14 protein-coding genes are annotated in these 19,366 nt (G+C 70.1%); 10 read left to right on the top strand and 4 right to left on the bottom strand.

Annotated elements, in window-relative coordinates:
- The first annotated feature begins 26 nt into the window (after positions 1-26).
- The 3 genes from AB0I42_RS24795 to AB0I42_RS24785 all read left to right on the top strand — a co-directional run bounded on the left by AB0I42_RS24795 (position 27) and on the right by AB0I42_RS24785 (position 7,190).
- Positions 27-3,416, top strand: coding sequence for a type 2 lanthipeptide synthetase LanM family protein (locus AB0I42_RS24795; protein ID WP_357540507.1), 3,390 nt, complete (start codon positions 27-29; stop codon positions 3,414-3,416).
- Between the two features lie 50 nt (positions 3,417-3,466).
- Positions 3,467-6,847, top strand: a complete 3,381-nt coding sequence (locus tag AB0I42_RS24790; RefSeq protein WP_357540505.1) for a type 2 lanthipeptide synthetase LanM family protein — start codon at positions 3,467-3,469, stop codon at positions 6,845-6,847.
- Between the two features lie 100 nt (positions 6,848-6,947).
- Complete coding sequence (locus AB0I42_RS24785) at positions 6,948-7,190, top strand: mersacidin/lichenicidin family type 2 lantibiotic (RefSeq protein WP_357540503.1); 243 nt, start codon at positions 6,948-6,950, stop codon at positions 7,188-7,190.
- A gap of 164 nt (positions 7,191-7,354) precedes the next feature.
- On the opposite strand, the gene AB0I42_RS24780 is transcribed toward AB0I42_RS24785, so the two are convergent.
- A complete protein-coding gene (locus tag AB0I42_RS24780) occupies positions 7,355-9,013 on the bottom strand; it encodes a PP2C family protein-serine/threonine phosphatase (RefSeq protein ID WP_357540501.1) in 1,659 nt (552 codons plus the stop codon).
- A 507-nt stretch (positions 9,014-9,520) separates the two neighbouring features.
- Between AB0I42_RS24780 and AB0I42_RS24775 the strand changes: the two genes are divergently transcribed.
- Genes AB0I42_RS24775 through AB0I42_RS24765 form a run of 3 tightly spaced genes read left to right on the top strand, consistent with a single transcriptional unit; the run spans position 9,521 to position 12,921 of the window.
- On the top strand, positions 9,521-11,368 hold the full coding sequence (locus AB0I42_RS24775) for an ABC transporter ATP-binding protein (RefSeq protein ID WP_357540540.1): 1,848 nt from the start codon (positions 9,521-9,523) through the stop codon (positions 11,366-11,368).
- Positions 11,369-11,377: 9 nt separating this feature from the next.
- On the top strand, positions 11,378-12,055 hold the full coding sequence (locus AB0I42_RS24770; protein WP_357540499.1) for a hypothetical protein: 678 nt from the start codon (positions 11,378-11,380) through the stop codon (positions 12,053-12,055).
- Positions 12,056-12,078: 23 nt separating this feature from the next.
- On the top strand, positions 12,079-12,921 hold the full coding sequence (locus tag AB0I42_RS24765; protein WP_357540497.1) for a class I SAM-dependent methyltransferase: 843 nt from the start codon (positions 12,079-12,081) through the stop codon (positions 12,919-12,921).
- Positions 12,922-12,933: 12 nt separating this feature from the next.
- Here AB0I42_RS24765 and AB0I42_RS24760 read toward each other — a convergent pair whose 3' ends face one another.
- Positions 12,934-13,257: a hypothetical protein gene (locus tag AB0I42_RS24760; RefSeq protein WP_357540495.1), complete on the bottom strand. Its 324-nt coding sequence runs from the start codon at positions 13,255-13,257 to the stop codon at positions 12,934-12,936.
- A 194-nt stretch (positions 13,258-13,451) separates the two neighbouring features.
- Positions 13,452-14,144: a TetR/AcrR family transcriptional regulator gene (locus tag AB0I42_RS24755; protein WP_357540493.1), complete on the bottom strand. Its 693-nt coding sequence runs from the start codon at positions 14,142-14,144 to the stop codon at positions 13,452-13,454.
- A 114-nt stretch (positions 14,145-14,258) separates the two neighbouring features.
- Here AB0I42_RS24755 and AB0I42_RS24750 point away from each other — a divergent pair, with 114 nt between their 5' ends.
- Positions 14,259-15,224 carry an NAD-dependent epimerase/dehydratase family protein gene (locus tag AB0I42_RS24750; RefSeq protein WP_357540491.1) on the top strand — a complete coding sequence of 322 codons (966 nt, stop codon included), beginning with the start codon at positions 14,259-14,261 and terminating at the stop codon, positions 15,222-15,224.
- A 93-nt stretch (positions 15,225-15,317) separates the two neighbouring features.
- Positions 15,318-15,926 (top strand): ABC transporter permease, encoded by a 609-nt coding sequence (locus AB0I42_RS24745; protein WP_357540488.1) that lies wholly within the window; start codon positions 15,318-15,320, stop codon positions 15,924-15,926.
- Between the two features lie 76 nt (positions 15,927-16,002).
- Here the strand turns inward: AB0I42_RS24745 and AB0I42_RS24740 are convergent, their stop codons facing one another.
- Entirely contained in the window at positions 16,003-17,937 is a 1,935-nt protein-coding gene (locus tag AB0I42_RS24740) for an Ig domain-containing protein (protein ID WP_357540486.1), read from the bottom strand.
- A 506-nt stretch (positions 17,938-18,443) separates the two neighbouring features.
- Here AB0I42_RS24740 and AB0I42_RS24735 point away from each other — a divergent pair.
- Together AB0I42_RS24735 and AB0I42_RS24730 are read left to right on the top strand one after the other, a co-directional pair.
- A complete protein-coding gene (locus AB0I42_RS24735; protein WP_357540484.1) occupies positions 18,444-18,791 on the top strand; it encodes a hypothetical protein in 348 nt (115 codons plus the stop codon).
- Between the two features lie 285 nt (positions 18,792-19,076).
- On the top strand, positions 19,077-19,352 hold the full coding sequence (locus AB0I42_RS24730; protein WP_357540482.1) for a hypothetical protein: 276 nt from the start codon (positions 19,077-19,079) through the stop codon (positions 19,350-19,352).
- Positions 19,353-19,366: the final 14 nt, after the last annotated feature.

Here is a 19,366-nt window from a genome sequence, read left to right as displayed (position 1 = left end):
CGACCGGCCTGAATTGAAGGTGGAGCATGTTCGATCAAATTCTCGATTCGCCGCAGTGGTGGCGCGGCCTGACCCGGCCCGAACGCACCGACGGCCCCCTTTCCCTCACAGGGGAAGAACGAGACCACGGCCGCCGCCGGTGGGATGCCTGGCGGCGTGGCTACATCATGCCCGGGAAAGAGGTCTCGCTGGACCGGTGGGAGCGTCTCGGGCTGACCGAGGAGCGGGTTGTCGAACTGCTCGCCGAGTCCGCCGAATCGTTGGTAGCCCGGCTCCCCGACCGGCCCCGGTGGTTGGAAGTGATCGCGGACGCCTGGCGACGGTTCGGGGCGGCGGACCTTGCCGATCTGGGCTTCGGTGGGTCGCACGCCACGGGTGTCCACGAGTCCCACGACCATGCCGATGGCGGCCATCGCGGCGAGGGGACGAACGAGTCGTTCCTGCACCTGATCACACCACTGATCGTCTGGCACCGGGAGGAGTTGGGTCGGCGGGTGGCCGAGTCGTCGGCCCGGCACGGCCGTGACGACCACCTACCTCCGAACCACCCGCTGCTCCAACCGCCGGTCGGCCGCCTCCTGCACATGATCATCTCCGTTTTGATCCTGGAGGTGAACGTCGCCCGGCTGGAGGGGCGACTGGCTGGAGAGACGCCGAACGAGCGGATGGCCGCCTTCATCGAGCAGATCCGCGACCCGGAAACCGCGCTGGGCATCCTCGCCGAGTACCCCGTGCTCGCCCGCGAGCTGGTCACCTGCCTGCAAACCTCGCTGAACGTCCGAGCCGAGTTCGTCGAGCGACTCCTCACCGACCTGCCCACGTTGCGGGAGACGTTCGACGGGTCCTGGCAGGGGCTGGCGGATGTCGCCGAGGTCGGCTTCGGTGCCGGTGACACCCACCGCGGTGGCCGTACCGTGGCGGTCGTCACCTTCACCGACGGCCGCAAGATCGTCTACAAACCGCGCAACCTCGGTGTGGAGCGCCACTTCAACCAGGTCCTGGACTGGCTGAACACCCACGGGCTGCGGCATCCGCTCCGCCTGCTGACCGTGCTGGACCGCGGCGAATACGGCTGGGTCGAACATGTCGCGGTCACGTCCTGCCAGGACGAGGCACAGGTGGGCCGCTTCTTCTGGCGCCAGGGTGCCTACCTCGCACTCTTCTACGCCCTGCGCGGCTCGGACCTGCACCTCGAAAACGTCATCGCCGCCGGCGAACACCCCGTCATCATCGACCTGGAAGCGATCTTCCAGGTGCCGGCGCGCACCAACGACGAAGCGCTGTCCCTCGCCGTCGGCGAGGCGCCCCGCGCGGTACGCGAGTCGGTCCTGCGGATCGGTCTGCTACCGGAACGGGTCATCACCAGCGACGCGAACGGCATCTACGACGCCGACGTCAGCGGCATCTCCGGCGGAGGAGGCCAACTCTCACCCGGCCGGTTGCCCGTCTACGTCAGCAGCGGCACCGACGAGGTACACGTCGTACGGGACCGGCGGGAGATGCCGGAGACGGAGAACCGCGCACGGCTGGACGGCCAGCCGGTCAACGCGCTCGCCTACACCGACAACCTCACCGCCGGCTTCGAGGACTGCTACCGAATCATCCTGACGAACCGCGACGAACTGCTCGCCGGCGGCGGCCTCATCGCCAGGTTCCGCGACGACGAGGTGCGCTTCATCCCCCGCCCCACGATGACGTACGCCCGCCTGCAGGCCGAGTCGTACCACCCGGACCTGCTGCGGGACTCGCTCGACCGCGAGATCTTCGCCGAGGTCCTCTCCGCCTGGTTCACCGACCTGCCGGACCGGGACCTGCTGCTGGCCAGCGAGCACCGGCAGCTCGCCGAGCAGGACATCCCGTCGTTCCACACCACCCCCGGCTCCGCCGACCTTCACGACGGGCACACCGTGGTCGCCCACGACTTCCTGGCGGACAGCGGGCTGGCAGCCGTGCGGGCCCGGATCGGTCGAGCATCCGAAGAGGACCTGCGGCGGCAACTCTGGTGCATCCGCGCGTCGATGTCCGGCCTCACCGTCGGCGCGCTGCCGGTCGAACCCGTCGAGCCCAGGCCACTGCCCGACACACCGCTCGACGCGGACCTCGCGATCCGGGCCGCGCGGTCGGTCGCCGACCTGCTGCTCGGCGTCGCCCTGGTCGACGACGAGGTGCCGTCCTGGCTGTCGGTGAACTTCATCGGCGACCGCTACTGGACCGTCGGGCACGCCGGCCTCGACCTGTACAGCGGAGTGCCCGGCGTGGCCGTCTTCCTCGCCGAACTCGGCGCCCTCACCGGAGACGCCCGCTACAACCGCCCCGCGCGGCAGCTCACCCGGCAACTCGTGGACGTGGCCGACCAACTCGCCACCGGTAGGGCCAGCAGCGCCGTACTGCCGATCGGCGGCTACGGCGAACTCGGCGGCCTGGTCTACGCCCTGAACCAACTCGCGCAGTTGTGGTGGGACCCGGCCCTGCTCGACGCGGCTCACCGGGTCGCGGCACTGTGTCAGGACCGGTTCGCCGACGACAAGGTCCTCGACGTCATCGGTGGCACCGCCGGTACGGCACTGGCGATCCTCGCCCTGCACCACACCGATCCCGACGACCGGACGCTCGACGCCATCCGGGCCGCGGGGGAGAGGATCGCGGAGCGGGCGGTCGAACTGCCCGGCGGGATCGGATGGCAGACGGAGTTCGACGATGCCCAGCCGCTGCTCGGATTCGCCCACGGCGCCAGCGGCATCGCCTACTCACTGGCCCGGATCGCCGAGGCGACCGGCGACGACCGGTACTACGACCTGTGTGGGCAGGCGATGCGCTTCGAGCGGCACCACCTGTCGGCGGAGCGCCGCAACTGGCCCGACCTGCGGGCGATCAGTGGCCCCGGCGCCTTCATGGACGCCTGGTGCCACGGTGCGGCCGGGATCGGCCTGGCCCGCGCCGCACTGCTGCGACTGCCCGGCATGGGGCCATGGCACGACCTGATCCGGGAAGACCTCGACATCGCGGTCGGGCGGGTGCGCGACGACCTGCTGGTCGACGGCCGGTACGTCGGCGTCGGCAACGACTCGATCTGCCACGGGGACCTCGGGCTGGTCGAGACGCTGCTGGCGGCCGGTCCGGGCGTCGCGGAACCGGATGTCGCCCAGCTCGGCCACCGGACCGCACGGGCGATCGCCGAGCGGGTCCTGGCCGGTGCACCCCGGCCCGGCGTACCGCAGAGGGTGACCACGCCCGGTCTGCTGATGGGACTCGCCGGCATCGGCTACGGCCTGCTCCGTACGGCGATGCCGGGCCGGATCCCGAATGTGCTGCTGCTGGACGGCCCTGGCCGGGGCGGCGAGCCGCGCCCGCCGGGCGCGCCGACGGGGCCACCGGGGCAGCGGGCGGCCCTGCTCACGACCCGGTCCGCGCAGTGAACCCCACGTCCGCCTCTGGCGAATCGACGCCGATCCAGATTGGACAACAGGTGAGCGAAGCTGCGACAGGCGTGTACGACGACGTGCTGGGCGACCCGTCATGGTGGCGCGCGCTGCCCCTGCGGCAACGCCGTGGCGCCCCGGCGGGCTCACCGGGGCAGCGTGAGGACGGAACCCGGCGGCTCGACATCTGGCGCGACGGCGTGCTGTTCAATAGCGATGAGCGCAGTCTCGACCGCTGGCACGACCTGGGTGTCACCGACGACGAGTTGGTGACGCTGCTGGGCGAGCCGGCGGCATCGCTTGCCGCCCGGCTGCCCGGCCCACCCGACTTCCTCACCGTCATCGCGCGGGCATGGCGGCGCTACGACCATTATCCGGCCGCTGACCTGAACATCGCCGGGATCGGGGCGGACGGCGACCACGACGGGCATGGGCACGACGGTCACGACCACGATGGATGTGACCACGGTCAGCACGAGGCCCGCGGCCGGCTCGGCTTCCTCGAAGTGGCCCGACCCCTGCTGGCGTGGGCGCACGAGACGTTGCGGGAGCGGCTCGGGACGCTGGCCGCGGCCCACGGGCACCCGCCGGATCTGCCCCACGCCCATCCGCTGCTCCGGTTCTCCCCGGACCGGGCCATGGCGATGGTCTCCCGGGTGATGGTTCTGGAGGTCAACGTGGCCCGGGTGGAAGGACGGCTGACCGGCGCGACCCCGGAGGAACGCTTCGCCTCGTTCGTGGACCAGCTTCGCCACCCGGCCCGTAGTCTGGCCCTGCTGGCCGAGTACCCGGTGCTCGCCCGGGAACTCGTCGAGTTGTTGCGGCGATGGATCGAGGCACGGCTGGAGTTCGTCGAGCGGCTGCTCGCCGACCTGCCCGACCTCAGACACCGGTTGGGCCTCACCGTCGCCGGCCTCGACGGCCTGGTCGACGTCCGCTTCGGCGCCGGAGACTCGCACCGCGGCGGCCGGACTGTCGCCGTGCTGACCTTTGTCGGCGGCCACCATCTGGTTTACAAACCGCGGTCTATCGGGGTGGAGACGCGATACAACGCGTTGCTCGACTGGCTGAACCGACGTGGCCTGGAGCACCAGCTCATGCCGTTGCGGACCCTGGACCGGGGCAGTCATGGCTGGGTCGAGTTCGTGAGGGCCGCCGCCTGCGCCGACGAGGAGCAGGTGCGGCGGTTCTACTGGCGGCACGGCGCGTACCTGGCCCTGTTCCACGCCATCCGCGGATCCGACTTCCACCTGGAGAACGTGATCGCGGCCGGTGAGCACCCGGTGTTCGTGGATCTCGAAGCCATCTTCCAGGCCCCGCCGAAGGTTTCCGACAGCGACGTCTTCGACCTGCTCGGCGCGGCGCCGGAGGTGCTGCGTGCATCCGTGCTGGGCACCGGACTGCTGCCCCAACGGCTCATCGAGTTCGACGAGAACGGCTTCCGGGATACCGAGATCAGCGCACTCGCCGGTGGCGACAACCAGCTCTCACCCGATCTGGCCCCGACCTTTGCCGACATCGGCACCGACCGCATGCGTGCGGTGCGCGAGCGCAGGCCGATGGCGGGGGCCGACAACCTGGCGAGGCTGGACGGCGAGGTCATCGACCCGCGTCGGTACCGGAATCAGATACTGGCCGGCTTCGAGTCGTGCTATCGACTGATCGAATGGCACCGGGACGAGCTGATCGCCGCCGACGGGCCGATCGCCGCGTTCCGCGGCGCCCAGGTCCGGTTCGTACCCCGGGGGACCATGGTGTACGCCCGGATGCTGTTCGAGTCCTTCCACCCCGACGTCCTGCGCGACAGCCTGGACCGCGAGTTCCTCTTCGAAGCGGCGGTCTGCACCGGCCACCTCATGACTGCGCACCGGGACCGGCTACTCGACAGCGAACTGCGGCAGCTCGCCGAGCAGGACGTGCCCTGCTTCCACACCGCCACCGACTCCAGGGACCTCTTCGACACCGAAGGTGTCGTCATCCCCGGATTCCTGGACGCGGCGGGGATCGACGCGGCACTGGCGCAGATCCGGCGAATGGGAAGCGGCGACCGGGACCGCCAGACATGGTGCATCGAAGCCTCGTTCGCCGGACTCACCGTCGGAGCGGCCGAGTCGGCACCGATGTCCCCGGTAGCCGTACCCACCGAACCCATCGACCTGGCCCGTGCGGTCCGCGCCGCCGGGATCCTCGGTGATCAGCTGCTCGACGCGGCGCTGGTCGGCGACGACCAGCCGCCGCACTGGCTGTCCCTGACGAACCTGGCGGAGCGTTACTGGACCGTCGGCCCGGCCGGGACCGGCCTCTACGACGGCACCAGCGGCATCGCCCTCTTCCTGGCGCAGTTGGCCGCCCTCTCCGGACAGGATCGATACCGGCAGCCGGCCGAGCGACTCGCCCGCCAGATGGCGGACTGCGTCAGTCGGTACAAGGACAGCGCCGAGCTGCGGTCCGTGCTGGCAGTCGGCGGCTTCAACGGGGTCGGCGGCATCGTGTACGCGCTGACCACGCTCGCGACCCTCTGGGACGCGCCCGAGCTGATCAAACCGGTCCCCGAGATGGTGCCGGAACTGGCCGAGAGGTTCAGCGAAGACAAGGGGTTGGACGTCATCGAAGGCACCGCCGGCGCCGGTCTGGCCCTCGTCGGGCTGTACCGGATCGAGCCGGACGAACGGGTGCTGGCCGCGATCCGCGCCGCGGAGCGGACTCTCGCCGACCGGGCGGCGCCCACCGGCACCGGGACGGCCTGGTCCACCGGAATCGAGGCCGGGGAGAAACTGCTGGGGTACGCCCACGGCGCGAGCGGGTTCGCCCACGCGCTGGCCGAGATGGCCTCGGTGACCGGCAACACCGAGAACTACGACCTGTGTGCCGGTGCACTGCGGTTCGAACGCGATCACCTGTCGCGGACCCGGGGCAACTGGCCCGACCTGCGCGGTATCTCGCCGGACGACACGTACCTGAACACGTGGTGCCACGGCGCGGCGGGCATCGGCCTCGCCCGGGCCGCGATGACCGGCCTTCCCGGACTGGCCGACATGCGGGAGCTGATCGACGAGGACCTGCGGATAGCGCTCGACACCGTCCAGCGTGATCTCGTTCGCGACGGCGTCTACACCGGCATCGGCAGCGACTGTCTCTGCCACGGAGATCTCGGACTGGTCGAAACCCTCTACGCCGGTGCCGCCGCAACGCGCCAGCCGGAACTCTCCACGCTCGGTCGGCGGCTGGCCGGCGCGGTCGCCGACCGGGTCCTCGCGGGTGACCTGCGCCCCGGCGTGCCGTCCTGGGTGCCGACGCCCGGCCTGCTGATGGGCGCGGCCGGTATCGGGTACGGGCTGCTACGGGCCGCCGCACCCGAGCACGTGCCGAACGTACTCACGCTGGCCGTCGTACCCCGGGGGTCATCACGTGATGGGGATCCCAACTGACCCACCGATCCGGAGATCCGGCACCTTCCGGCATCGGTGACCCGCCGCTGCCGTGTCCATTACGCCCGCCCAGGGCGAACCCTCAACAAGGAGGAGAACCGTGACAAGGTTGACCCAAGCGTGGAAGGACCCGGGCTACCGGGCCACGCTCAGCCTGGCTGAACTCGCCGGGTTGGAGAGCAACCCCGCCGGTGTCATCGACATCGACGACAAGAGTCTCGACGGTGTCGTCGGTGGCACCTACACGCCGACCCAGGTGCTGTACCCGAGCTGCCGTACCTGCCTCACCTGCGGCCAGAGCACCTGCCACACCTGCTTCACGTGCTCCGGATGGCCCTGCTGACAGACCATACGGGCCCGGTCCGGGGCGTCGGCGTGTGTCGCCGCCCCGGACCGGCACGGCTCCGACCGGGGCGAGTCGCAGAGCCTGCCGCCATCGACCCGTGCGCCGCCCGGGAGCCCGACAGGTCCTGTCTGCGGACGGCCGGGGAAGCGCAGACCTTCGACTCAGGCGTGCGCGACGGGAGAGTCCACGGCGGCGGCGATGTCCGAGGGGATGCGCAGCACGACCAGGGCGATGTCGTCCTCGCTGCTGTCGGCGTAGCGCGCGAGCAGGTGGTCACACAACTGTTCGGCGGACAGGTTCTGCCGGTCGGTGAGAGCGTGGATGAGATCGGTCAGGCCGTCATCGATCAACACGCCACGGCGGTCGACGAGTCCGTCGGTGTAGAGGACCACGGTGGAGCCCGGCGCGAGGGTGGCGGCATGGTCACCACGGGCGGCATCGGGGTCTACGCCGAGCATGATGTCGGTAGGGGTCCACAGCAGCGTGGCGGCGCCGTCGGGGGTGATGAGCACCGGCGGCAGGTGCCCCGCGTTGGACCACCACAGGGTCCACCGGCGTTCCGCAGCCTGCTGGGCCGTCTGTTCGATGTGGGCCAGCACCGCGGTGGCGAGGGCGTTGACCGCCAGGGTACGGATGGCCCCGTCCAGGCCGGCGAGGACGAAACTCGGCGGCTTGCGCACAGCGGTGGCCACCCCGCGCAGCAGGTTGCGGATCTGGGCCATGCCTGCGGCGGCGCGCGTGTCATGGCCGGTGACGTCGCCGATGACCAGCGCCAGGGAATTGTCGGGCAGCAGGAACGCGTCGTACCAGTCTCCGCCGACCTGCATCTGCGCTGCGGCGGGCTGGTAACGCACCGCCACCTCGAGATGCTCGGGCCGGGCCGGCGGGGTGAGCAGACTTCGCTGCAACGACTCGGACATCTGCCGTTCGAGTTCGGCGATACGCCGTTCGGTCTGCCGGGCCTGGGCCCGGTCGAACGCCTGGGTGATCGCCACACCGACCAGCCGCACGAACCGGGTGTAGCCGTCGTCGACGGGCAGATGATGGTTGAGCCCGGCCACCAGGACCGGGTTCTGCCACAGCGGGGACGCGGTGGTCAGCCGTAGCCACACCATGGTGCGCTCGCCCATGTGCTCGACCACCAGGTCCCGGTCCCTGAACACCGACGGCGGCACAGCCGGCATCGCCGTCGTACTCTCACGGAAGGCGACTCCGGGCAGAAGGACGTCGGCATCGAGCAGGTCCTGGGCGTTGGCACGCAGTACCGTCGTCGCCCGCCGCAGGATCCGCTGCGGGTCGTCGAGGTCCTTGAGGGCGTCGGTCAGGTGAGCCAGCAGCGCCAGGCGGCGGCGGGACACCACCTGCCCCGTCGTCTCGGCCACGATGTTCATGACGCCCTCGACCTGCTCCTGCGAATTACGCACCGCCGAGTAGGAGAACGTGAAGAAGCACTGCTCGGCGAACCCGTGCCGGTCCATGAACAGCTCAAGATCTTCCGACCACGTCGCCCGCCCTCCGGACAGCACGCCGGTCAGCATCGGCCCGATGCTGTCCCAGATCTCCGAGAACACCACCGAGGCCGGCGTACCGAGAGCAGCGGGATGCTTCTCGCCGATCAGGTCGACGTACGCCTCGTTGTAGACCAGCACCAGCTCCGGACCCCAGAAGAGCGTGACCGGGAACCGCGTCTTGAGCGTGAGGTCAACCGCGGCACGCAGCGTCGGCGTCCACGACTCGACCGGCCCGAGCGGCGTCGACGCCCAGTCCACCCGCTGGTACGTCTCCCGCAGCGCCCCTGCCGCCTCGAACACCTCATGCACAGCCGAACTGTAGCCAGCGTCGGAGAGATCGGACCGACGGTTCAGGCGGGTTACTCCGTCGGCCGGCCTGCCTGAGCTCGGCCTTCGGCGGACGAGTGCACGACGAGATCGAGGTCGAGTGCCCTTGATGCGGAACGTCACTGATCGTGGTGTTCGCTGAGAAGGGCGTTCCGCCAAGTACGAGGACTACGCGACATGCCGTCGCCGAGCAGACGCCGCTGCTGAAGGACGCTCCGTGGCGGGCATGGTTTGGGACGTTGGACGGTTCTGGCGCCTGCTCGACATCCCCACATCTCGGTCTTCCCAAGCCCGGACCGCATCGACAGTCTCCGAGGTGGGACTTGGTGCCCTGTCGCCAACAGCGGTCACCGTCCGATCCTTGTGTCCGCGCGGTGGGGGAGGTTCAGGGTGACGGCACCGACGACCAAAGCGAAGATCCACGGCAGCGGGGGGCTGGACACGGACAGCGGAGATTCGCAGGTGTCGGTCCTGCCGGAGCTGCGGGAGATGTGGTGGGAGTCCGGGATGCGGGCCCGCGCCGATGCCGGGGTGTTCGCGGTGTTCGCGGAGCTTCCGCGGCTGGTGGTGACGGCGTTGGCGGTCGCGTGGCGGGCGGACCGGTTCCGTACGTCGGTGGTCGGTGTCGCGACCGTGGGGGCGGGGGTGATGGCGGCCTTCGGGCTGCTGGCCACCCAGCGGGTGCTGGTGGAGTTGTTCACCGGCGGCCCGACCCCGGACCGGGTCGCGGCGGCGTTGCCGGCCCTGGCGGCGCTGGCGGCCGCGACCGCGGTGCGGTCCGGGCTGGGGATCGCGACCGGGTACGCGCAGAACGGGTTGACGCCGAGGGTGGACCGGGAGGTCGAGCGGGGCCTGTTCGAGGTGACGACGGCGGTGCGGCTGGACGCCTTCGACGCGGACGCGTTCGCCGACGAGATGGAGCGCGCCTCGCGCGGCACGGACTCGGCGATCTCGCTGGTGCAGGGAGTGATGAGCCTGCTCGCCGGAGTCGTCGGCCTGCTCGCGGTGGCGGTCGCGGTCGTGATCATTCATCCGTTGCTGCTGGTCGCACTGCTGGTGGCCACCGTGCCGGGCGGGTACGCGGCGTTGCGGGCCGGCCATCTGCGCTACCAGACGTTCCTGGCCGGGTCGGTGCGCCGCCGCCGGTTGTGGCTCCTGCACCGGCTGATGGCCGAGCGGGCGACGGCGCCGGAGTTGCGTTCGTACGGCCTGCGCGGGTTCCTGCTCGACCAGTACGACCGGGTCATGGGGGTCGAGACCCAGATCCAGCTCGCCCTGGCCCGCCGGGTCACCACGACCACCGCCGTCGGTGCGGTGGTCGGCGGGATCGCGACCGGCGGCGTCTACGTCCTGCTCGCGGTGCTGCTGCTAAACGGCCGGGTCCCACTGGCGGCCGCGGCGACGTGTGTGATCGCGGTCCAGGCGGCACAGCGGGCGCTGGCCACGGTCACGTTCCAGGTCGACCGGATCTACACCGAGGGCCGGCATTTCGGTGACTACACCGGCTTCATGGACCGGGCCGCCGACCACCTGCCCGACCCCGCCGACGCCGGCCGGCCCGAACCCGGCCCGCTGGAACAACTCACCATCCGGGGCGTCAGCCTGTCCTACCCCGACCGGGACGAGCCCGCCGTCGACGACGTCTCCCTGACCGTCCGGGCCGGGCAGACGGTCGCGTTCGTCGGCGAGAACGGCTCCGGCAAGACCAGCCTCGCCGCCGTGATCGCCGGACTGCGCGCCCCGACCGGCGGCGGTGTCGAATGGAACGGTACCCCGCTGCACGGCTGGGATCCGGAAGCGCTGCGGGCCAGGATCGCCGTGGTCACGCAGGAGTACCACAAGTGGCCGTTCACCGCCGCAACCAACATCGCCATCGGCGACACCGGCACCGCGCCGGACCAGGCCCGGATCGAGGCCGCCGCCGTACGGGCGGTCGCCCACGACATGGTCCGCGACCTGCCGCACGGCTACGAGACCCTGCTCGACCGGACCTTCGCCGGCGGCCAGGACCTCTCCGGCGGCCAGTGGCAGCGGATCACCGCCGCCCGCGGCTTCATGCGCGACGCCGAACTGCTGATCATGGACGAGCCGTCGTCCGCCCTCGACCCACGCGCCGAGGACGCCCTTTTCCAGGCCATCCGGCACCGGCAGGGCAAGGCGACCACGATCCTGATCACCCACCGGCTGGCCAACGTCCGCCACGCCGACCACATCTACGTCCTGGACCACGGCACCCTGATCGAGTCCGGCACCCACGACCAGCTCCTCGCCGCCGGCGGACACTACGCCGAACTGTTCACCCTCCAGGCGGCCGGCTACCGCGCCGCCGCGGCGTAAGGTCACCCGGTGACCGTGTACGACGTCGCCGCCAAACTGCCGTCCATCGACGTGCTGCGGGACCGCTGCAAGGCACTCGCCGTACTGGACCGGATCATCGACGATGATCCGTACTACGCCTACACCCGCGAGTGGGGCGACGACGAAGCGGCGCTGATGAGCGACGGCAGCGGCAACGAGTGGGCCATCGTGTTCACCGGTCATGGTGCGTTCATCCGGGTCTTCGACCACGAGTCGGCGATGACGCCCTACCGCGATCCGGACCACGAACTGTGGCCGGGACTGCTCGACGGGATCCCGGAGGTGTTCCGTCCACACGTCGAGGAACCGGCTTTCGGCGACGGGGCGGGACAGCTTGTCGCCACCGCGGTCCTGTGGCGGCTTACCGATGACGACGCATGGCGGGCAGGGGGAAGCATCACGTTTCCCCCGTCACGTGGACCGTACGAGCACACCGGACCCGACGGCTCCGGCATGCTCGACATCCTGTTCGACGACATCGTCGACCGGTACGTCGAGTTCGCCGAGGACTACTACGAGATCGAGGTCGACGCGGCGGTCGTCGACCATGTCGTCGCGCACCGGCCCCTCACCGACGCCGTCATGCGGGCGTTGAACCCGGAAGCGACGGTTGCCGAGCTACGCGAGGCCGTCACCGAGGTCGGGTACCCGATCGCGGCAACGTGAAGCCTCACCCGAGTGGAGTGCACATGCCCGACGGCTGGCAATGGGACCGGACCCTGTTCCGTGGCAGTGCCGCCTACTACGACCAGGGCCGTCTGCCGTACGCGCCCGGGTTCGCCGACCGGCTCGCCGAGACGCTCGGGCTGGACAGGCGGGGCCGGCTCCTCGATGTCGGTTGCGGTCCTGGCACGGTCACCCTGGCGCTCGCCGGACACTTCGCCGCGGTCGTCGGCGTCGATCCGGACCCCGACATGCTGGCCGAGGCGCGCCGCCGTGCGCGGCGGATCGGCGTCGACAACGTGCGCTGGGTCGAGGCCCGCGCCGAGGATCTGCCGGCGGATCTCGGTGTGTTCCGGGCGGTGCTCTTCGCGCAGTCGTTCCACTGGACCGACCGCGACCGGGTGGCCGCGACCGTGCTCGACATGCTGGTGCCTGGCGGGGCGTTCGTGCACATGAGCGACCACAAGGAGCCGCCGTCGCGACCGGCGCCACTGCCGCACCCGACGCCGCCGTTCGAGCGGATCCGCGCGCTGGTGCGCGACTACCTGGGCGAGGTGCGCCGCGCCGGCCAGGGTGTGCTCGTCAACGGCACGCCGGGCCGGGAGGATCTGGTGCTCGCGCGGGCCGGATTCGAAGGGTTCCAGCGGTTGATCGTGCCGGCCGGCGAGGTCGTCGAGCGCAGCGCGGACGACGTCGTCGCATGGGTGTTCTCCCGATCGGACTCGGCACCGCACCTGTTCGGCGACCGGCGCGACGAGTTCGAACACGACCTGCGTGGGGTGCTGCGCGACGCGTCGCCCGACGGGGTCTTCGCCGAGCGGTTGCCGGATACCGAGATCATGCTCTGGCGTAGGCCGTCGGTCGTGTGACAGTGCTCAGCGTCAGGACACGATGTCGCCGTGGATGAGGACCTTGTCGCAGTAGATTTCGACCTGGGTCAGCTTGAGGCTGAACGTGCCGCTGGACCTGATCTTGAATTCCCACTTGTGGGTCACGCCGTTCAGTGCGAACGGGAAGCGGTAGTTCGCGGTGTCCCAGCCCATGGATTTCTTGACGGACTGGCCGTTGACCTGGGCGCCGGATGAGCCGGCGGCCGAGATGGAGAAGGTCAGCGGCGTCGCGTCGGGGGCCGCGGACTTGGCCCTGATTCTGACGACGTACAGCGATGGACTCTTGACGATGTTCTCTACTTCGAAGTCGTTCATCGCCGCACCCCGAGGGTTGATCGTGATGAGCCCCGCCCGCATCCAGACAAACACCGGTTGTCGGGGCTGTCAACGAGGGGCGGACGCGACGATCCGCCGATTCGCCCATAGTGGATGATCGGGGAGACGTGCCGGCACCTTCGGCTGTGACCGCGGCCGGATCGGCCGTTGTCGCCGCGGGTTGCGGACCAAGGTCAGGGTAGGCCGATCAGGTCGCACATCCGGCGCATCTGGTGGTCGAAGTACTCCTCCCGGGCCCCGATCACGCCGTCGAGCTGGCCGAAGAGTTCGAAGCTGACGGCGCCGAAGCAGTGGATCCAGCCGGTGGCGCCCCGGGCCAGCAGGGCCTCGGGAAGGCCGGCGAAGAGGCTGTCGCGGACGGCGGCCAGGTCGGCGTGGACCGGGCCGGGCAGTCCATCGGGGCCGGGATCGGTCAGGGCGCCGGCGGCGAAGCCTTCGACGAGGATCCCGATCAAGGTGGCCGGGGTCCGGGCGGCCGCCACGGTGGTCTCCTGCGGGGCGGCGTAGCCGGGGACCGGGCTGCCGAAGAGCAGGGCGTACTCGGCGGGGTGGGCCAGCGCCCAGCGGCGTACGGCGTGGCAGACGGCGAGCCATCGGCCGCGCAGGTCGGCGCGGTCGGTGACCCCGGCGTCGCCGGCCGCCGCGGCATCGCCGAGTGCGTGGTAGCCGTCGACGATCAGGGCGGTGAGCAGTTCGTCCCGGCTGGGGAAGTAGCGGTAGATCGCCGACGACACCATCCCCATGTCGCGGGCGACGGCGCGCAGCGAGAGGTTCGCCCCCTCCGCGGCGAGGTGGCGGCGGGCGATCGTCTTGAGCTCGTTGATCATCTCGGCCCGGGCCCTGGCCCGGATGCTGGCGGCAGGCATGTCAGAGAGTGTCGCACACATTCGAGAGCACTGCTCTTGACGGCCGGGGTGGGTGTGGGTGAGCATTGGTCTCGTTAGAGAGCGCTGCTCTCAAATGCTGAAGGGAGACCTCCAATGGCCGTACACCTGATCGTCGGCGCCGGCATGGTCGGCTCGACCACCGCGCGACAGCTCGCCGAACGCGGCGAGCAGGTCCGGATCGTCAGCCGCTCGGGCCGAGGCCCGACCCACCCCCTGGTCGAGCGGATCGCCGCCGACGCCACCGACGCCGACCGGCTCGGCGAACTCGCACAGGGCGCCGCCGCGATCTACAACTGTCTCAACCCGGCCTACCACCGCTGGCTCACCGACTGGCCGCCGATGGCCGCCGCGCTGCTCACCGCCGCCGAGCGCTCCGGCGCCCCCCTCGTGATCGCCGGCTGCCTCTACGGCTACGGCGAGGTCACCGGCCCGATGACCGAGAACAACCCGCTCGCCGCCACCCATCCCAAGCTGAAGATGCGCGCCGACATGTGGGGTGACGCCCTGGCCGCCCAGCGGGCCGGACGGATCCACGCCGTCACCGAGGTACGCGGCAGCGACTACCTCCAGGCACAGTCGATCTTCAGCTTCGTGATGGGTAAGCCACTGCTCACCGGACGCCGCGCCTTCGTCCCCGCCCCGCTCGACGTGCCACACACCTGGACCTCGATCAACGACATGGCGGCGATGCTCGTCACCGCCGCCACCGACCAGCGGGCCTGGAACCGCGCCTGGCACGTACCCAGCGCGCCACCGCTGACGATCCGCGAACTCGCCACCCGCTTCACCGGCGCGATCGGGGCGCCGGCGCCGAAGCTCACCACGATCCCCGACCCGATCTTCCGCGCCACCGGCTTCCTCTCCCCGATGTTGCGCGAGCTCCAGACCACGGCGTACCAGTTCGCGCGGCCGTTCGTCATGGACTCCACCGCGGCCACCACCACCTTCGGCCTGCGCCACCAACCACTCGACGAGGCACTGCGCGAGGCGGCCACCGCGCTCGGCGGCATCCCCGGCACGACCACCGGAACTCCGCAAGCCCGCCCGGCCACCGCCTGACCCGCCCCGCGCCGACGACACCTGCCCCGGACGTCACCCGGCGCGGTCCGGCTCCGCCCAACGCCCATGCCGAGCCCTCACCGGAGGTTCACCATGTCCACCGCCACCATCGTCCCCACCGTCGTCGCCGGCACCGCGAGCCACCGCCTCACCGGTCAGATCGACAACCGCTTCGCCTACGCCAGCTTCGCCCTCGCGTACCTGGTCGGACACGGCGCCGCCGCCCTCTCCCAGGGAACCGACCCACTGGTGAACCTGCCCGGCTGGCTGCCGATGACCCTCCTCGCCACCGGCATCGTGGCCGGCTCGGTCGCCGCCACCGTCGCCTCCACCCGCGCCCAACGGGGCGCCCCCGAAGCCGAGGCCCTGTCCGGCAAGCTCCTCGGCATCGCCTGGGTCACCGGCTTCACCGCCCTCTTCCTCGCCATAACCGGCCTGGCGAACACCCTCGACATGCCCGAACTGCAAACCGTCCTCTGGCCGACCGGCTCCGCGTTCGTCGTCGGACTGATCTACCTCGCCGAGGGCGCCGCCCGCCGGAACGTTCTGCACTACACCCTCGGCAGCTGGCTCGCACTGATCTCCACCGCGTCGCTCTTCCTCGGCACGCCGGGCCCCTTCTGGATTCTCGCGATCGCCGGCGGCGGCGCCTACGCCATCGCCGCGATGCTCGAAACCCGCCGCCTCGCCACCCGGGACTGACCCACATACCCGAAACGCGGTGGTCCGCTGGACCACCGCGTTCGAGGTACCCGGCCGGGACGGCGCCGCACCCCCGTCAGCTGAAGGCCTTCACCTCCAGCAGGCCCACCGAAAGGTTCGGCGCACTCTGCAGCGACACCCGCAACCGGGTGGTGTTCACCGCCGGGAACGTGACGGTGTTGTACTGGTCAGCGGCCACCGGGTATCCGCTGGCACCGGGCACGTCGACGTAGGAACTGCCGTTCCAGTACTGCAACCGCCACGACGCGGGCAGGTCGACTCCCTGGTTGTCGTCGAAGAAGTACACCTGGGCCTGGCGGAGCGTCTGCGCCGACGACCAGGTGAGTTCGGCCCACTGCTGCCCCTGCTCCGGCCAGGTGCCCCAGCGGTTGCCCTGGTTGGGGGCGCCGCTGTTGGAGCTGGTCGGGTCGCCACCGGTGTTGATGGCCGCGCAGCTCTCCCACGACGAGGTGAACGAGCACGAGGCGGTCGCCTGCGGGGCGAGGTTCCCGCCGCCACTACCGCCGCCGACGGTGAGCTGGAACGTACGGGTCACCGGGGTGCTGAGACTGTCGTAGTCGCGCAGCTCCACGGTGAACGAGTAGGTGCCGGCCGTGCTCGCGGTGCCGCTGATCGCGCCGGTGAAACGGTCGAGGCTCAGGCCGGCCGGCAGCGCGCCGCCGACGACCCGCCAGTCGTAGAAGGGCACACCACCCTTGGCCACCAGCGTCTGCTGATACGCCTGCCCGGTCGGGGCGTTGGGCAGGCTCGTGGTCACGATGGAGGGAGCGAGGAACGGCGTGAGGTTGCGGTTCAACGGCCACCCGGCGTTCTCGGCGATCAGCAGCGCCAGCTTGGTCAGCATCCACCGGCGGGTCGGGAAGAGGTGGGTCCAGCCGCCACTCTGGCCGCTGAGCCGGTCCCAGTACGCGGAGCCGCCGGGGACGTGGTAGCTGCTGTCCAGCGGCACGGTCCGGCCCTGGTATGCGATGACCTCCTGGTCGTTGGCGCCGCTGGTGTTGACGTAGTTGCGCATGCCGGCCCAGTCGCTGTGGAAGGCGACCGCGTGGCCGTACTCGTGCATCACCAGGCCGTGGACGTCGAGCACCGAGCCCTGGATTTCGGTGCGGTACCAGTCCTCGTCGGCCAGCGAGGTGAACAACTGCTTGCCGGCCTCGTCGTACTCGAAGATCATCGCGGTGGAACGGTGGATCGGGCCGGGCAGCTGCTGCCCGTTACGGGTGTGGTAGCGGCCGTTGCGCGCCGGATAGCCGGTCGAGTACGGCGTCTGGATCCCGCGGAAATACACCCACATGCCGTTGTAGGCCGCGTTGTTGGTGACGTTGACCGTGTTCTGCCAGTCGTTTCCGGGCAGATGGTTGGGCTCCGCCCCGGACGCCACGGTGTCGAACGGCTGCAGGTCGAAGAACCGGAACCAGTCCTTCACCCCCTCCTCGGCGGCGGTCCGGAAGGCCGGGTTGTTGAAATAGCCGGTGATGTTGTCGTACCGGTAGTCGAAGACGATCGGGATGGTCGGCTCGAGCGCGGTCTTCTGGTCCTGCTGGACCCGGATCGGCATGGCCTGGGTGTACGTCGTGTTGTTTCCGGCCCGGACCGTCAGCCGCAGTGTGTAGAGCTCGTCCTGCCCCGGGCCACGTTTGGAGTGGATCGCCAGCTTGAAGGTCTTCTGCTCGGCGGAGTTGGCGAAGGTCAGCCGCTTCGTCGCCCCGGTCGCCGTGAGCTGACTCGGTAGATCCATCATCAGCCGGGAGGTGCCCTCGGCCTTGAGATCGATCGTCACCGGAAACGGGACGTCCGTCGGTGGCCGCACGGTCAGTTCGATGTACGGGTTGGCCAGGTAGCCCTCCCAGTCGACGAGTTTGACGCCGTAGTCGTTGACGGTTCGGCCGAACCTGTCGACCACGGTGGCCGTGCCGACGGCGTGGGCCGGCGTCGCGATCAGCAGGGAGGCGAGCAGAACGAGCACCGCGGGCATGATGGCGCGTCTCATGTCGGACCTCGGTTTCCTGATGTCGGTGAGCGCCACTGCTGCGCTGAAGCAGCGCCCGGGGGACGAGAGAAAGTGCGACGGCGGGGCGGTGACCGCACCCGTCACGAAGCCGGTGGCATCTCTATCCACCGATACGCCTCGTGGAGTTGCCGAGATTCGCCCCGCGATCCGGCCAGTCGGATCACGGTTGAGGGTGCCAAGGCCGAAAGCCACCGGTACGGCCGTCGGCTGCTCGGATCGGGCTGCCGTCCGTCCACATCGGATGCCTAGCATGCGCGAGGTGGCGGAGGGGGCGAGGAAGATGGATCTCGGACGGCGTCACCATGGGCTCCCGGGTCGTCAGGTCACAAGGTGTTGTGCCTTGCTACGGGTGCCCGGAACCGTCGCGGGAGAACAGTAAAATATTAATCGACGTCCGTCAAGGTTGTGGAGGGTTGGCTCCCCAGCCCGAGCTTCGGGACCACGGCGGTGGCGGTGCGGCCCGGTGCCCAGGGAAGATCAAGGACATGGGGCGCAGAACTGCCGACTGGACGTGGACGAAGGTCGACACGATTCACCGAGGCGGTGATGCGACGGATGCCGTCGCGTGTGACGGCCAGATCCATTCCTACCGTTACCGCTCCTACGCGCCGTCCGACAGCTCCTACGAGCGCTGCGTCGGCTTGGCCTGGTGCTCGATGTGCCGCGAATACTCCGGCGCCATGGTGTTCGTACCGCGCGGGGAAACCCTTCCGGACCCCTTCGCCGATCTGCCGGGCCCGGAACGTGGGCGGCTCACGCGAAGCGAGGTCAGGCTGCTCGACCACCTGGACCGCCTCGTCCGGCGGGGAACCTGGCCGACACGCCAACCATGACCAGGCAACGCCCCCGGTCGATCCGGATCCGCATCAGGAGCGTGGACTGTTGAGCGACGCCGACCTGAGCACCTGGGCGATCAACCGGCTCGAAGCGCATACGCGCTCATTGCGCAGCGGCGACCCTGCGTTGGAAGCGGTTCGGATCGTCGCCCAGTCGAAGGTTTACCACTCCGCCGAGGACCGGGACACCCGCCTACGCTGGGACTGCTTGCCCTGGACGCCAACCAGCGGCTGCATGACGACAGCCCGTGGGCGAAAGCCAGGATGCTGGCTCAGGCCTTCATGCTCCGTACCTGGGTCATCGAGCACTTCGGCCCGGGCGCCGACCCGACGTGGGATCCGGAGACCCTGGCTACGGACACTCTCCTGGCGCTCGGCGCCGACCCTGCCGAGGTCCCGGCCGTCGACTGGCGCGGGCTTCCCGTCGAGGAGATCGGACGGCTACGCCGGTACAAGAATCTGACCGCACACCTTGACCGGCTGATCAGCTATCTGGCACCGGGCACAACCAAGGACAAACTCGCTGCGTGGATCCAGGTCCGGGGCCGTCTGCCGTGATCCGGGATTCCTGC

This window comes from Polymorphospora sp. NPDC050346, assembly GCF_040655695.1.
In the GTDB taxonomy this organism is placed as follows: Bacteria; Actinomycetota; Actinomycetes; order Mycobacteriales; family Micromonosporaceae; genus Polymorphospora; species Polymorphospora lycopeni.
The sequence above is the reverse complement of the archived record's forward strand: the minus strand, read 5'-3'. Positions and strand labels throughout refer to the sequence as shown.

Bases quoted from the DNA above. Each gene is read 5' to 3' on its own strand.
- AB0I42_RS24795 (WP_357540507.1), top strand. From the start codon at position 27: ATGTTCGATCAAATTCTCGATTCGCCGCAGTGGTGGCGCGGCCTGACC.
- AB0I42_RS24775 (WP_357540540.1), top strand. From the start codon at position 9,521: ATGTGGTGGGAGTCCGGGATGCGGGCCCGCGCCGATGCCGGGGTGTTC.
- AB0I42_RS24765 (WP_357540497.1), top strand. From the start codon at position 12,079: ATGCCCGACGGCTGGCAATGGGACCGGACCCTGTTCCGTGGCAGTGCC.
- AB0I42_RS24760 (WP_357540495.1), bottom strand. From the start codon at position 13,257: ATGAACGACTTCGAAGTAGAGAACATCGTCAAGAGTCCATCGCTGTAC.
- AB0I42_RS24755 (WP_357540493.1), bottom strand. From the start codon at position 14,144: ATGCCTGCCGCCAGCATCCGGGCCAGGGCCCGGGCCGAGATGATCAAC.
- AB0I42_RS24750 (WP_357540491.1), top strand. From the start codon at position 14,259: ATGGCCGTACACCTGATCGTCGGCGCCGGCATGGTCGGCTCGACCACC.
- AB0I42_RS24745 (WP_357540488.1), top strand. From the start codon at position 15,318: ATGTCCACCGCCACCATCGTCCCCACCGTCGTCGCCGGCACCGCGAGC.
- AB0I42_RS24740 (WP_357540486.1), bottom strand. From the start codon at position 17,937: ATGAGACGCGCCATCATGCCCGCGGTGCTCGTTCTGCTCGCCTCCCTG.
- AB0I42_RS24735 (WP_357540484.1), top strand. From the start codon at position 18,444: ATGGGGCGCAGAACTGCCGACTGGACGTGGACGAAGGTCGACACGATT.
- AB0I42_RS24730 (WP_357540482.1), top strand. From the start codon at position 19,077: ATGCTCCGTACCTGGGTCATCGAGCACTTCGGCCCGGGCGCCGACCCG.